Source organism: Dysgonomonas sp. 521 (genome assembly GCF_010501055.1).
Lineage (GTDB): Bacteria > Bacteroidota > Bacteroidia > Bacteroidales > Dysgonomonadaceae > Dysgonomonas.
In genome coordinates, this window is record NZ_QVMO01000066.1 from 1 (window position 1) to 15421 (window position 15421).

A 15421-nucleotide genomic window follows, 5' to 3' on the forward strand; every position below is an offset into this window, starting at 1 on the left:
TATTATGTTATTATAATCAAACTCAAATATAATAATACTCGTGGGCTTATGCATATTTGCTATCGCCGTAATTCAAATACAAACATAGGAACTAATTATAAGTGAATATCATACATTCGCACCATTATGAATATACAAATAGAAAACACATCTTCCAAATTATGAAAAATGTAAAATACCCGTTTTATGTCATCTTCCTTCTTGTCATCCTAAGTGCCTGTAGTAGTAGTGATGACCCTACAGAACCGACTGCTCCGGAAAAAGGTATATATCCCCGCTTTGCCGTTATTTCGGACATCCATGTAGGACGCCCCGATTCTAAAGATAAAGTAATCAGAGCCCTGAAGAATATTCAGGAACAAAACCCTTCACCGGATGCCATCTTTGTTGTAGGAGATATTACCGACTATTCGAAGGAAAGCCAGTACAATGGACTGATCCAACTATTCAATCAGAATGTAGCAAGTGATATACCCGTATACTACATGCTAGGCAACCATGATGTAGGATCGATAGACGGAGATCCACTGACCTTGTATATGAATAAACTCGGACAACCCTTACATCAGTATATAGAGATAAAAGGCTTTCCGTTTATCAGCGTTAGCCTTACCAATATGTCCGCTACTTACGGACAAGAGGAAAAAGATTTCCTGTCGGCAGCGCTGGAAGACGCCAGTAAGAAGTATCCGAGCCATCCCATTTTTCTATTCGCCCATATAGGTGTTCTCAATACAGTATATGGAACTAGGTTTTCGGATGGATGGGGTGTCGACAGTTTCGCCTCCATATTAAAAAACTATCCGCAGGTCATTATATTCTCCGGGCATTCGCATTTCCCGATAGGCGATCCGCGTTCTATCCATCAGCAAGACTTTACTTCTGTAAATGTAGGCAGCACAGCATACAGTGAAATAGAACCAGGATTCACAGAAGGAATACATCCTCCGGGAAATGAAGAAGTTACAGAAGGAATCATGGCTACTGTAGACGAAAACATGAACGTGACATTAGAAAGGCTGGATACATACCGCGGGCAAGAGATCTTTCCCAGGTGGGTAGTTAAGGCGCCTCACAACGGTACGATGTTTACGTATGCCAACCGCGACGGCGGAAGCTCCCCTGCCTTCGATGCAAATGCCAAACCAACTGTAAGCAACATTACAATGAACAGCTGCACTATTTCATTTCCACAGGCGGCAGACGACGAGGTAGTCCATCACTACAAAGTAGAGATACTAAAGAACGGACAAGGATATAAGTCTATGACTATTTTCTCGCAGTTCTACCTGAATAGTGATATGCCGGATTCCCTTAGCGCTAATTTCACGGAATTAGAGGCCGGAACGAAATATTCAGTACAGGTTATAGCCATAGATTCTTACAACAACCAGTCTGTAGCTATAACAACCCCGGAATTTACCACAAAAACAAACTGATTATATGATTGAGAAAGGCCATTAATCAATGGTCTTTCTCTTTCATATCCCTGTAATATACTTTTTGTCCAAGTACGCTATCAACACCTGCCGATACTAATATTTGTTCCATCACAACTATATCTTTTGTCAGTTGCCTGATTTTAAGCAAAGTATAATCTTCTGTATCAGGATTATTGTTATTGAAGAGTTTTAACTCTTTCCTCTCTTTATCCAGTATATACGTTCCCTTTACCGAATTTACCTGATATACTCCACCGGAATAACCATTTTCCTGCTTGTAAGTACCATCTTCACTGAAAGTAAATGTATCAAATATTACACTGGTAGGATTACCTTGCGACCATCCCCATCGTTCATTTCCAATAGTAAACTCACATGCTCGGTCAAGCTTTCGCTGATATACGACAGGTTTAGAATAAGGAGCCATTACTGTAACTGTAGTATCTGTCAGTACTGTAATTAGTAACCTGTATTTATCCAGATTATTAGCAAAAAGTCCCAAATAAGAATCCAGTTCAACCATTTTCCCTTTCTTATCATCAACTCTGTACTTATTCAGCCTGGGAGTTGTAAAACCGATCCCGCCCAACGGTGGTTTTACAGGACTATCAGATGTTACATAAGTGCTATCACCCAGAAATATCAACTGGCTGGAAAACCGTCCATCGTTCCTCGTCCAAACCTCGCTGTAAACATCCGGCTGAGTTGTCTGTTCATAACCGGAACCGAGGCTTTTACGAACATATCTTCTGGAGCCGGAATGCCGGGCTTGCTTCAGGATACCGGCACCCGATTCAGGCACGAAAACCACATCTACAGTAGTGTCTGTCAGATGTTTTATCTTTAGCCTTTGATTCTCAATCCGTATCTCGGGCAAACGTCCCATAGCATGAGGAGGAGTATGCCCCAAAGCCAATGATGGGAATACGGGAGATAAAGCAAGGTTTAACTCCATTTTATCCTTATCGTATTTGTAACCGCCATTTTGCCGTTCTTCATATAATGTGCCTCCCGAATAAACAGTATTCCGGCTAAAGCTTTTATCAAAAAACACAATGGTATCGAACAACCCTCCGGTCATTCCAGTCTCATTACTGCACCACTCTTCATTTTCTATATCCGGATATGCCGTTTCGGGAAGAATAGGCTTCCATCGAATAAGACTATCAGTAAAATGATAATCATAAGTATTCTGCATCAGGCCGGCTTCTGCTTTCTTACGCTGCAATACAGAATTAGCCGTTACGCTGGCCGGAATCGTATTTGTAGCCCCCACCCCGCTGATAGTATTCTTATCCATTATCCGGAAATCATTTACCATATTTTGCGGTTGATGAGCAAATGTATCCTTCATACAACTGTTCAGGCTCCGGTGCGTATAAAACAGGTCGACCCTGCCTGCAAACGGATTATAGATATATTCGCCCTTATAATTCTCGATATGATATGCGCCTCCTGAATAGCCTGTGGAATAAAGGAACTGCCCGTCATCGAAAAGGTATAACTGATTGACAAACACAGGGGAACCGCCATCCCAGCAACCAATAATATCGCCGGGTTGTACCTTTATTGTGTTAGTCTGGCTTTTGCAGCCAAAAGATAGGATTACAAGTAAGAAAGCAACGAAAATATTCTTCATCTGTATATTTTATCTATTCCTTCTTATGGGAACCTGATTCAACAATTGTATCCGATCTTGCGGTACTTGATTTTGCATCTGACCGGATTCTATTCCTTCTGTCGAATAAATACTTACATGCACAGGTCTGGCTGTGCTCATCTCAGTATTGTACGAACTGAACATGGTGCTTTTATCTGTCTTATGTTTCCGTTCAAGCATATTATCTGCGATACGGCTGTCTTCGGTATTACCCGCCTGCGCATTCTTTATAAAGGCTGTGATACTCCCGGCAGACAGATTGTCTATAGCTATATCTTCCCTGTATTCAGACACGGCCTCATTAGCTGCCGCCTCAAGTAGTTTAGCCTGCAATTTTGAAAACAACTGTGCATTTTCGAACCATTCCACAGTAGAAACCTTTCCATTAATGCAGAAGGCGAACCCTACAACATTCTTATTATTGTCGAATGCGGGTTGTAAGGCCTTGATATAATCCTGCACAGTAGTCCGAAGTTCCTTATTCTCCAATGTCAGTTGCAGGCTGGTAGCCGATTGCTTGCTTTTTACATCCGCCTTCACATTTGCCCCCGCATTGGTCTGATAGGCCGACACCTCCGCCCATACCGACGACTGGTCTTTTTTTTCGCGCGCGGCTATCTTCAGGTTACGGTTACTCAGTGTTTGTGCAGACGTAGAGAAGTTAGCCAGGCTCTCCCCTCCCCTTTGGCTCCAACGGCTCCTTTCCACACAAAACGATTTCAGAGGCACCTTTTTTGCCGAAGGTTTCAATACCAGATCTATACCGATTGTACGGTCTTGCTTACCTCCTTTTACGATGTCACCAGCCATGATAAAGACATGGTTATTAGAAAGGTTATCCACAGACAACTCACTTACCGTACCGATTTCCTTTAGCTCAATCTTACTTTGCTTCATAGCTTCCGCCAATGTCAGGTACTCATTCGAAGACTGGTCGTTGCTTTCCAGTAAATAAATACTGAGATTCTTATACGAATAAACTTTATTATTCACTGTAGGCTGTGCACATAGCTGTGTAGCAATAGCAGCAATTAACAACGAGAGTAAAAGATATTTTTTCATAACTGTGTTATTTTAGGTTATTTATTTCAAATATAGACAACCATAAATTATCGTACCTGCAAGAATGGGTATGTTACTTTTTTCAGTTGGTAAAACGAAGCTTTAAAATGGTAGAGCCGGCCAATAAACCAAAAAGTAACAACCCACAAAACAACATACAACTAATAATCAACCTTTTACATACAAAAAGTGACAAAAGTGACTCTTTTTCACACTTTTATCTTGTTACTTTTTCTACCTGACAAAAATCAGTAAACACCTATATATTATGCGAATCAGGGGTTAATTGTGCTATTTTTTGTCCCTTTAGGGACTGAATGTTGGTAGAAAGAAGCTTTAACCGGTTAATTGCGTGCCGTCAGGTACGCAATATCTACAGAACAATTCACATTTTGTACCTGACGGCACAAAAAAACGAATTTCATTCATGTTTCTACCAATATGATGTGCCTAACGGCACATTTAACCCTTGATTCGCATATATTAGATAATTTTATACGATTTCGATAATGATGTAAGATAAGAAATTATTACAATAGAGTTTATATTCAATAAGATTATATATGGTTTATTCTCTGTGATTTAATTGCCTCCTGCTTTAGCTGGAGGATAATAGTCTAATCAGATAATGGCTTTAGCCAAAATGTTTTGACTAAAGTCGTTTTCTATCTGTATTATTATCCACGACTTGAAAGTCGTGGCAACTAAAACTCCTAAAAATATGCATCTTACTCTTTTATTGAATATAAACTCTAATAAATAAGAAGGGGGAAAACTACGTATTGAATGCCATCAGGCATTATCGCTCGGTAGAAAAAAGTAGCTAAAACATTAGGGATGTATCAAAAGCCTGTCATTCCGTGCCTGACACGGAATCCTCAAAAAGCGCAGCTTGATTATGAGAGCATTGCCCTAGCGCCTGAATCCTAAACTTCTGCCTTTCAGGCTACAGAATCCGGTTTTTACTTCCACAGGCAGCGCTTCGTTCCTGTGATTGATAAATCCGGCTCTTGATTCTCATTAATATTTTAATCATTCAAAGATTAGGAAAATAGCGACAAAACAATTATCTTTGCACCGCTTTTATAAGCCCGTACGTGTGATGGGAATGAGGAAGCAATCCTTAATTTGAGTAACACAATTTTAAAATTAAAAAATGAAAACATTTGAATTAAAAGGCGAAGTAAGAACCGACCTTGGCAAAAAAGCGACAAAGGCTTTCCGTAAAGAAGACAAAATTCCGGCTGTGATCTATGGTGGCGAGCAGGAAGAAGCAATTCACTTTGCTGTGACTAACAGTGATGTACGTAAATTGATCTATACTCCTGAAATTTTCCTTGTAGACCTTACAGTAGGTAAAAACAACTATAAAGCGATATTGAAAGACATACAGGTACACCCTGTTACAGATGCAATCCTGCACCTTGACTTCCTTCATGTATTCGAGAACAAACCTATCACTATCGACGTTCCGGTAGTATTGGACGGGCTAGCAGAAGGTGTGAAAGCAGGGGGTAAACTTTCTCTTGACCTGCGTAAGATAAAAGTGAAAGCACTTTACAATAAAATTCCTGAAAAAGTACATGTTGACGTTACAAGCCTTGCACTTGGCAAATCTATCCAGGTAGGAGACCTTCACTTCGAAGGACTTGAACTGCTTAACGCTAAGAATGGTGTTGTTTGCCGCGTTCAATTGACTCGTGCTGCAAGAGGTCTTGCTGCTAAGAACGGCTAAATAATTAGTGAAATTTAAAGATTTTATTATTTAAAGATTCAATGATAAGTACTTGATTAATATGAGAGTTTTCTTGAATTTTTGAATTTTAAATATTACTAAAATGAAATACTTGATTGCCGGCCTCGGTAATATTGGTAGAGAATACGAATATACCCGCCACAACATAGGATTCAGAGTATTGGACGCTTTAGCTAAAGCGTCCAATATTGTTTTTGCCGACAGGCGTTACGGCTTTGTTTCCGAACTGAGGGTAAAAGGACGCACCCTCATCCTGCTGAAACCATCCACATTTATGAACCTCAGCGGCAACGCCGTCCGGTACTGGCTCAATCATGAGAAAATACCGGTGGAGAACCTACTGGTAGTAGTAGACGACCTGGCTCTGCCTTTCGGCACTTTACGTATGAAAGGCAAAGGAAGCAGCGCCGGACATAACGGACTGGGAAACATACAATCGGTACTCGGCACACAAGAGTATGCACGCCTGCGCTTCGGCATAGGGAGCGATTTCTCCAGAGGCGGACAGGTAGGTTACGTATTGGACGATTTCACGGATGAAGAAGAAAAAGAGCTTCCGGCGAAACTGGAAACCTGCGGCGAAATTATCAAAAGCTTCTGTCTTGCAGGAATACAAAATACTATGAACCAGTATAATAATAAATAATATGGCTAAAGGCGAACCAAAAAATGAAGTACGCATAGATAAATGGCTATGGGCCGTGCGCCTTTTCAAAACACGCTCCATAGCAATAGAGGCATGCAAAAAAGGGCGTATTACAATAAAAGGTGTTACGATAAAACCTTCGCGGATGATTAAGATAGGCGATGTAATAGAAGTACGCCGCCCTCCGGTGACCTATTCCTTTGAGGTGCTAAACCTTTCGGAGAGCAGGATGGGAGCCAAACTTGTACCCGACTTCATGAAGGATGTGACGCCACCATCGCAACTGGAGATTCTGGAGATATCGAAAGTCAGCGGATTTGTTGACCGTGCCCGCGGAACAGGACGCCCTACCAAGAAAGACCGCAGGGATCTGGATCAGTTTGCGGAAGATTATTCATTCTTCGATGACTGGGATCTGGATGAAGAAGATTAAGAGTTTCATCTTACACAGAAACTATTATACGTGAAGTTATCCGGTACCGGATAACTTCATTTGTTTTAATGCGATTATTATAAATTAATATTGCAGGACATTTTGACAGTTAAAAAACACCCAAATAAGTTCTCACACAGGATATAAGTACTTATAAATATTTATAAATCGATAAAACTGTTAATACTTTCCGTTTCAACACCTTATCGAAACGAATGGTACATATATTGCCTTAAGTACAATGTAGTAAACCTACTTACAGGTTATCGGGTATAACCAAGAAGAGAACATTCTCATATATTCATTTTAGAGGTTATTCTTGTGAAAGAGTAACCTCTTTTTTTCGCTGTTAAAAACTTTCCCGCAAATAAACTTGTTCTTATATAGAATTCAATATCTTTGTTTTCATATTGGTGCTGTGTATGCAAATTCTTGAATACATAGTGAAAAGGGAATCAGGTGCAAATCCTGAACAGTCGCGCTGCTGTAAGCTCTTTTCAGCAAACAGTTAACAGTCATCAGTTAACAATGTTGCCGAAAAAGTCTTTGAACGATACCCAATACCACTGTTTTACAGAAATCAGTGAAACAGCAAACAGTAAACAGCATTTGCCCTGTTAACTGCTAGCTGCTAACTGAAAACTGAAAATGGGAAGGATGTTCAAAAGACGGAGTAAGTCAGAAGACCTGCCAAAAAAAATGATTCTATCTTTCGCGAAAAAAGATGGTAGAATATGACGGAATTTTCCCGATTATGTAAAATACGATTAAGATTGGAATGTTTATACATCCACGCTGGTAATATCCTGTATATCTACCAATAAGGGCGTATACATTTTCAGCTCTGATCCGATTATATATTATTTACAATTTAAAAATTAGACATGTATGAAAAAGATATGTAAAAGATGCTCTGCCTCATTCAGTTGCAGGGAAGACAGGATAGAACTGTGTAGTTGCCGCAAAGTATCGTTAGTAAGCGGAGTACGCGACTATATTAAAGATAATTATGACGATTGCCTGTGCCCCAAATGCCTGAACGAAACCAACACCTATTTTTACGCTTTCGATGTCAATCCCCGGTTTATAAAAGATAAAAAATAGTACTGTTATAAGCAACTACAATACAAGAATATAGCTTAAACTTATTTTTAATTTACAATTTATTATAAAATAAGTCTTTAATTCGTTTAATTGTATAGGTAAGTTTCCTTAAATTTGAAGCGAGAAAATGGCTCGGTACGGAAGCATTCCGGCTGAGATCTCAAATTTGCAGCCTCCTGTTATAGAACTCTCTTAAACAGGAGGTTGCAAACACGAAATGAAAATGGAACTTCAGAAAGAGAAACAAATATAAAAACAAGTATATAATATGTTACAGGAATTTACTTTAGGCGAAGGTCAGGCAATCATTAACTTCACTCTCAAATTTTGCGACACAAGGCAGAAAATACTAAACAGTTACGGTTTCAACCGCGTTATCGAAGTTTTCATACAAAAACTGAAGAAAGACGAAATAATTATTTACAACCATTATATAAAAGAATTTCAGACTGACGAAGAATTTCAGAAAACCTTGGTTGAAGCATTCAGGCTGCTTACGGTTTGCAACCCCAATGAAGTTCAAAATGTACATAACAAATATGCTATTTTCTTCGACGATAAAGACCTGTTCATAGAACTCATCGAATTACTTTACACTTTCTGGCGCGGGCTCGAACGTTATACAATAGTTCACAACAGCACTATCGGTAATGGACTGCAAAGCGTACGCTTTATGCAGGCAAACGAATTGTTCAACGAATTGGTTATTTCCATCTACCGCCGCATAGAAGAGACCGTAATAGGCTACCAACACCGTGTGTACCGCCAGCTTACAGCCGGAGCCAACGCGGGACTCACACTCAGCGATATTACATGGAACTGCCCTATAGAATATAACGGGCTGACAAGCATTCCGTTCATTACGGCCGTAATGTTTAAGCCTCCGTTTATTTCATATACAAAGAGGAATACCCGTGACGGGATTTTTCAAGAACATCACACCAATCCTATCGAAAATATCATACTCAATGAAGACGACTGGTTCCTGTTCCCCGCCAAAGTAGGAAACATGCTGACATTCGTTTATTTCCACAAGGATTATATGGTACACGGTTTCGCGCTATCCAACCTGTTCGAACTGGCAAAAGAAAGCGAATACATCGGGAAGAAACCGGATATAATCTATGTATTCGGATATCCTGACGGACATGAAGAAAAACGTACCTTCTACTATAAGGATACAAAGAATGACATGCTGATAGGCTATGCCAACCACTGCGACGACATAGACTACTTCGGCTACATGAAGAAGATGCTGCTCACGCTCCATAATGTAAAACAGATGGAGAAAAACCGCCTGCCTATACATGGCGCGATGGTAAACATCCTGCTCAAAAACGGAACTGAAGCCAACATCATCATCATGGGCGACAGCGGAGCCGGAAAATCCGAAAGCCTTGAAGCATTCCGTACTTTGAACGAAAAATATATACGCCACATGCGTGTCATCTTTGATGATATGGGCTACCTCAAAAAAGAAGAGAACGGCGTTATCAAAGGATACGGTACCGAGATCGGAGCTTTTGTCCGTATAGACGACCTTGATCCGATGTACGCGTTCCAACAGCTGGAAAGAGGTATCTACACCAATCCCGATAAAGTAAACGCGCGTATCACTATCCCTGCTGCCACTTACGATGTTATATCCAAAGGGTACAAAGTGGATTACATGCTATATGCTAACAACTATACCGAATCGGATCAAAAAATTCAGATCTTCGACAATCTGGATGAAGCGATCAAAGTATTCGAAGCCGGAGCGCGCAAGGCGAAAGGTACGACTACAGAGCAAGGTCTGGTAACATCCTATTTTGCCAATCCGTTTGGCCCTGTACAGGAAAAAGAAGTTGCAGGAAAGTTGATAAAGGAATACTTTACCGATATGAATAACAATGGTGTGAAAATAGGAGAAATATACACATCGCTCGCCATAGAAGGCCAGGCCAAAGACGGCCCTCGTCTGGCAGCCGAAGAATTATTTACAATGATAAACGATTAAACAACAATATAAGATAAGAGATGAGTTACAACAAACTCGTCTCTTTCTTTGAATAAGAATAAAAAACAGATCATCGACCTTAATTTTCATTCATTTTGACAAATATTGTCTAATATATAATGCCGCACCGAAACTTTTGAAGGTTTCCGGCGTTAAAAATAAAGCACTAAAAGTATACAACTAAATTATTACAGATAAACCTATGGATAAAATGCAACAATCTTTGATGCACAACAATATCAAACTACTTGGTGACCTGCTGGGTAAAACAATCAGCGAAGCCAAGGGACAAGATATGGTTGACCTCATAGAAACAATCCGCAGACTTTCTAAGGCGTCGCATTCAGGAGATGTGGAAGCTCACAAATCGCTGGTTAAGACATTACAGAATCTTAAAGATGAAGAATTTCTGCCGGTGGCGCGTTCGTTCAATCAATTTCTGAACCTGACCAATACAGCGGAACAATACAACAGCGTTTCCCCACATGCGCAGGGCGCGGAGAATCCTGTTAACTTTCCGGCAGTATACGAAAGCCTGAAAGCTGCGAACTATAGTGACAACGACATTATCAAGGCTATAGAAAATATATCTATCGACTTGGTTTTGACTGCCCACCCTACCGAGATTAACAGGCGTTCGCTTATCAACAACCTGAACCAGGTTGACCACTGTCTGGAATTGCTCGACCATGATGACCTGATAGAGCATCAGAAAGTACAGATATTGCGCAGACTGAAACAATTGGTAGCCCAGTACTGGTACACCGACGAAATCCGCCAAAACCGCCCTACCCCGAATGAAGAAGCGAAATGGGGCTACGATGTAGTAGAAAACAGCCTTTGGGCAGCAGTGCCGGCCTATCTTCGCGAACTGGACGAACAGATAAGGAATACAATACCTTACCGCATCCCTATCGACGCACGCCCTATACACTTCTCGTCGTGGATGGGAGGCGACCGCGACGGTAACCCCAACGTCACAGCCAAAGTAACGCACGACGTACTGTTGGACAGCCGCAGAAGGGCAGCTACACTATTCCTTTCCGATATAGAAATTCTGGTAAAAGAATTGTCTATGGCTACCTGTACCAGCGAGTTCCGCGATTATATCAAAAACTATGAGGTACAGGAACCGTATCGTGAACTGATGAAAAGGATACGTACACGACTGAGAAATACAATAGCATATCTGGATGCCCGCATTGCAGGCAAAAAACCGGAACTGACCGATGATATACTGTACCACAACGAACAGCTATGGGAACCGTTATACGAATGCTACAAGTCATTGGTCGCATGCAAAATGGAGATTATAGCAGATGATAAACTGCTGGATACCATGCGCCGGGTAAAATGCTTTGGACTGACACTTGTACAGATAGATATCCGTCAGGAAAGTACAATACATACCGAAACAATAGCCGAAATAACCCGCTATCTGGGATTAGGCGACTACGAAACATGGTCGGAAGACGAAAAACAGGCGTTCCTCATCAAGGAATTGAATTCGAAGCGCCCGCTGGTTCCTAACAACTGGCAGCCAAGCCCTCAGACAATGGAGGTGCTCGAAACATGCAGAGTGATAGCGGAAACCCCCGAAGGGGTAATCCCTACCTACATCATATCAATGACACGTACACCGTCTGACATATTGGCTGTTTACCTGTTGTTGAAAGAAGCAGAGTGCCCGTATATGATGCCTGTCACACCGCTGTTTGAGACACTGAATGACTTGAACAACTCGAATGACATCATGCAGCAGTTATTTAATATAAGCTGGTACAGAGGTGTTATCAAGAATAAGCAGATGATAATGATCGGCTACTCCGATTCGGCAAAAGACGCCGGTTCTATAGCCGCCGGATGGGCACAGTACCGTGCACAGGAAGCCCTTATCAAAACATGCCAGAACGCCGGAATAGGGCTGACTCTGTTCCACGGGCGCGGCGGAACTGTCGGACGTGGCGGCGGCCCTGCCAAGGTCGCGTTATTCTCGCAACCTCCCGGTTCGTTAATAGGAGGCCTGCGTGTAACAGAGCAAGGCGAAATGATCCGCTTCAAACTGGGAATGCCCGATCTGGCGATAAAAACATTATCCCTGTATACAGACGCTATCCTCGAGGCCAACCTGCTTCCTCCTCCTGCGCCAAAACAAGAGTGGAGAGACATAATGGACGAAATGTCCGACATATCCTGTAACATCTATCAGGGAATTGTCCGCAGAGACCCTGATTTTATACCATACTTTTATCAGGCAACCCCTGAAGCCGAACTGGCTCGCCTGCCTCTTGGCTCGCGTCCTGCAAAGCGCCGGCCCAACGGAGGTGTAGAAAGCCTGCGCGCCATTCCGTGGATATTCGGATGGACGCAAAACAGGTTGCTGCTCCCTGCTTGGCTTGGGGCGGGAGAAGCGCTGCAACAGGTTATAGATGACGGCAAGATAGATACATTGAAAACAATGTATAATGACTGGCCTTTCTTCGGCACAAGGATCAGTATGCTGGAAATGGTATTTGCCAAAGCCGACCCACGTATGTCGGAATATTATGACGAAAGGCTTGTAGAGGAAAAATTACAGGGATTGGGTAAGAAATTAAGGGCGCAACTTGAAGGCGCGATAAAATCCACATTAAGAATTTCGCAGGACGAGTACCTGATGGAAGGATTGCCGGATGTGGCCGAAAATATCGCGATGCGCAACATATATACCAACCCTCTCAACCTGTTGCAGGTAGAACTCCTTCACCGCACCAGGCAGGATGATGAGCATTCGCCCGAACTTGAGCTGGCACTGATGATTACCATATCTGGTATCGCTGCCGGAATGAGGAATACCGGATGATGCAAACAACTGAATACAAGCAAGTTGAGAAACTCATAAAAATTAAACATTTTAATTCGTAGAAAATACTTAATCTATGTTTAAACCTTTGATTTTTATGGGTTTTTGCTTTAATTTCGTATAAGATAAAACTTAGAAACATGCAATACAAAATAATGGCTCCGAAGGCCATAGATTCTACAATACACCTGCCCGCATCCAAAAGTATAAGCAACAGGGCTCTTATACTGAATGCGCTAAGCCTTAATTCTTCAACACTGGACAACCTTTCGGACTGTGACGATACGAAGGTTATGATCGATGCTTTTACCTCAGGCAGCAACCTGATAGATGTAAAAGCCGCCGGCACCTCGATGCGGTTCCTTACCGCACTGTTAGCCATAACTCCCGGAGAGTGGATTATAACAGGCACCGAGCGGATGCAGGAACGCCCTATAAACATCCTTGTAGAAGCATTAATCTCACTTGGCGCACGTATTACCTATCTGGGCAACGTGGGATATCCGCCACTGAAGATAAAAGGTACAGCACTCGATGGCGGAGATATTTACCTGTCGGGAGATGTGAGTTCCCAGTTTATATCAGCGTTATTGATGATTGCCCCTAGTATGAATAAGGGGCTGACAATCCATCTGGAAGGAAACGTAGTCTCTGTTCCTTATATCAAACTCACATTAGGTATGATGGCTCAGTTCGGCGTGAAAACACATTGGGAAGGCAATACTATACGTATACACCCCGAAGAGTATAAGCCGTCTCATTATGTGATCGAGTCTGACTGGTCGGCAGCCTCATACTGGTACGAAATGGTGGCGCTGTCCGACGATGCCCGCATCGAACTGAAAGGCCTGTTTAAAGACAGTATGCAGGGAGACTCTAAAGTATCCGATTTGTTCGCCGACTTAGGGGTAACGACCGAATACGGCAAAGAGAGTATCATATTGTCCAAATCGAAAAGGATAACAAAGAAGTTGTTCCACAACTTTGTGAATGAGCCCGATCTGGCACAGACCTTCGTTGTAACCTGTTGCTTAATGAACATACCTTTTATGTTTACAGGACTACAAAGCCTGAAAATAAAAGAGACCGACCGCATAGAAGCTTTGAAAGCCGAGATGAAAAAGCTGGGTTACCTGCTCTATGACAGCGAAAACAGCATTCTGGAATGGAACGGGGAAAAATGTGAACCAGAGACCGAAGCCGTAATAAAAACTTATGAAGACCACCGTATGGCGATGGCCTTTGCTCCGGCAGCTATCAAGCTGGGACATATCAATATAGCGCACCCGAATGTCGTAACCAAGTCATACCCAGCCTATTGGAACGACTTAAAATCCGCAGGATTCACTATAGATGAAAAGGAGTAAATAATTATCCGTCATAATATAATACCTAACCCCTCCCCACCTCCGGTGGTACTCCCCTTCTGCGAGGGGAGAGTTCTAGTTTTTCATCCTTAGCTAAAATCCCAAACAAACAAGGGAGAGCCAGGGACTGTCCCCTTTTGTTAAAGGGGACGAGCGAAGCGGAGGGGTTAGAAAAGATACTCTATTAGGTATAGATAGGATACTCATTAATAGTATCAATCAAGACGATATCCGAATTGGCGGAGCAGATTATCCCTGCTTCGCCAATCTTTTTCTACCTTGACGAATATTTGCAGGAATATCTTTTTATCGAAAAACCGCTCAATATCTTTACGTGCCATCGTCCCTAACTTTTTCAGGGCAGCCCCCTGATGACCTATGATAATACCTTTCTGCGTATCACGCTCTACAATAATGAGAGCCCTGATATTGATTATATCTTTTTCTTCTTTAAATTCTTCTACCACTACCTCTACCGAATAAGGAATCTCCTTCTGATAGTAAAGGAGTATCTTCTCACGGATAATTTCGGTAACAAAGAAACGGGCAGGACGGTCTGTCAGGGCATCCTTCTCAAAATAAGGAGGGGATTCCGGTATCAGGTCGATAATACGCCTTTTCACCACATCCACATTAAACTTATTCAGAGCCGAGATGGGATATATCTCTGCCTTAGGCAGAAGTTCCTTCCACTTAGCAACCAGGTCTTCCAGCTCTTTCTGGTTTGTCTGGTCTATCTTATTTATCAGAAGCAGAACCGGAGCATCTACACGTTGTACTTTGTGCAGGAACTCTTCGTTCTTGTCTATCTTTTCTATTACATCCGTCATGTAAAGCAACACATCGGCATCACTCAGGGCCGATTCTGAGAAGTTGAGCATAGACTCCTGCAACTTATAGTTAGGGCGAAGAACCCCCGGGGTATCGGAATATACAATCTGATATTCCTCTGTATTCACTATGCCCAGAATACGGTGTCGCGTAGTCTGTGCCTTGGACGTTATGATAGATACCCTCTCTCCTACCAGCAGGTTCATCAGCGTGGATTTACCCACATTAGGATTGCCTACTATATTTACAAATCCGGACTTATGCATTGTTCTTTTACTT

At 42.0% G+C, this 15421-nt stretch carries 11 protein-coding genes and 1 riboswitch; of the genes, 8 read left to right on the forward strand and 3 right to left on the reverse strand.

What is annotated here, in order from left to right:
• The first annotated feature begins 161 nt into the window (after positions 1-161).
• A complete protein-coding gene (locus D0T84_RS16320; protein ID WP_163308929.1) occupies positions 162-1439 on the forward strand; it encodes a metallophosphoesterase in 1278 nt (425 codons plus the stop codon).
• Between the two features lie 25 nt (positions 1440-1464).
• On the opposite strand, the gene D0T84_RS16325 is transcribed toward D0T84_RS16320, so the two are convergent.
• Positions 1465-3081 carry a hypothetical protein gene (locus D0T84_RS16325; RefSeq protein WP_163308930.1) on the reverse strand — a complete coding sequence of 539 codons (1617 nt, stop codon included), beginning with the start codon at positions 3079-3081 and terminating at the stop codon, positions 1465-1467.
• Between the two features lie 9 nt (positions 3082-3090).
• A complete protein-coding gene (locus D0T84_RS16330) occupies positions 3091-4164 on the reverse strand; it encodes an ARPP-1 family domain-containing protein (protein ID WP_163308931.1) in 1074 nt (357 codons plus the stop codon).
• A gap of 1156 nt (positions 4165-5320) precedes the next feature.
• Between D0T84_RS16330 and D0T84_RS16335 the strand changes: the two genes are divergently transcribed.
• The 7 genes from D0T84_RS16335 to D0T84_RS16365 all read left to right on the forward strand — a co-directional run bounded on the left by D0T84_RS16335 (position 5321) and on the right by D0T84_RS16365 (position 14311).
• On the forward strand, positions 5321-5899 hold the full coding sequence (locus D0T84_RS16335; RefSeq protein WP_163308932.1) for a 50S ribosomal protein L25/general stress protein Ctc: 579 nt from the start codon (positions 5321-5323) through the stop codon (positions 5897-5899).
• A 103-nt stretch (positions 5900-6002) separates the two neighbouring features.
• On the forward strand, positions 6003-6566 hold the full coding sequence (gene pth / locus D0T84_RS16340; RefSeq protein ID WP_163308933.1) for an aminoacyl-tRNA hydrolase: 564 nt from the start codon (positions 6003-6005) through the stop codon (positions 6564-6566).
• 1 nt (position 6567) lies between these two features.
• On the forward strand, positions 6568-6999 hold the full coding sequence (locus D0T84_RS16345; protein ID WP_163308934.1) for an RNA-binding S4 domain-containing protein: 432 nt from the start codon (positions 6568-6570) through the stop codon (positions 6997-6999).
• A 394-nt stretch (positions 7000-7393) separates the two neighbouring features.
• A riboswitch (cobalamin riboswitch) is annotated at positions 7394-7709 on the forward strand.
• 178 nt (positions 7710-7887) lie between these two features.
• Positions 7888-8103: a cysteine-rich CWC family protein gene (locus tag D0T84_RS16350; protein ID WP_163308935.1), complete on the forward strand. Its 216-nt coding sequence runs from the start codon at positions 7888-7890 to the stop codon at positions 8101-8103.
• A 268-nt stretch (positions 8104-8371) separates the two neighbouring features.
• On the forward strand, positions 8372-10102 hold the full coding sequence (locus tag D0T84_RS16355) for a phosphoenolpyruvate carboxykinase (protein ID WP_163308936.1): 1731 nt from the start codon (positions 8372-8374) through the stop codon (positions 10100-10102).
• Positions 10103-10304: 202 nt separating this feature from the next.
• Positions 10305-12944: a phosphoenolpyruvate carboxylase gene (ppc, locus tag D0T84_RS16360; RefSeq protein WP_163308937.1), complete on the forward strand. Its 2640-nt coding sequence runs from the start codon at positions 10305-10307 to the stop codon at positions 12942-12944.
• A gap of 140 nt (positions 12945-13084) precedes the next feature.
• Entirely contained in the window at positions 13085-14311 is a 1227-nt protein-coding gene (locus tag D0T84_RS16365) for a 3-phosphoshikimate 1-carboxyvinyltransferase (RefSeq protein ID WP_163308938.1), read from the forward strand.
• A gap of 215 nt (positions 14312-14526) precedes the next feature.
• Here the strand turns inward: D0T84_RS16365 and era are convergent, their stop codons facing one another.
• Positions 14527-15408, reverse strand: a complete 882-nt coding sequence (gene era, locus D0T84_RS16370; protein ID WP_163308939.1) for a GTPase Era — start codon at positions 15406-15408, stop codon at positions 14527-14529.
• Positions 15409-15421: the final 13 nt, after the last annotated feature.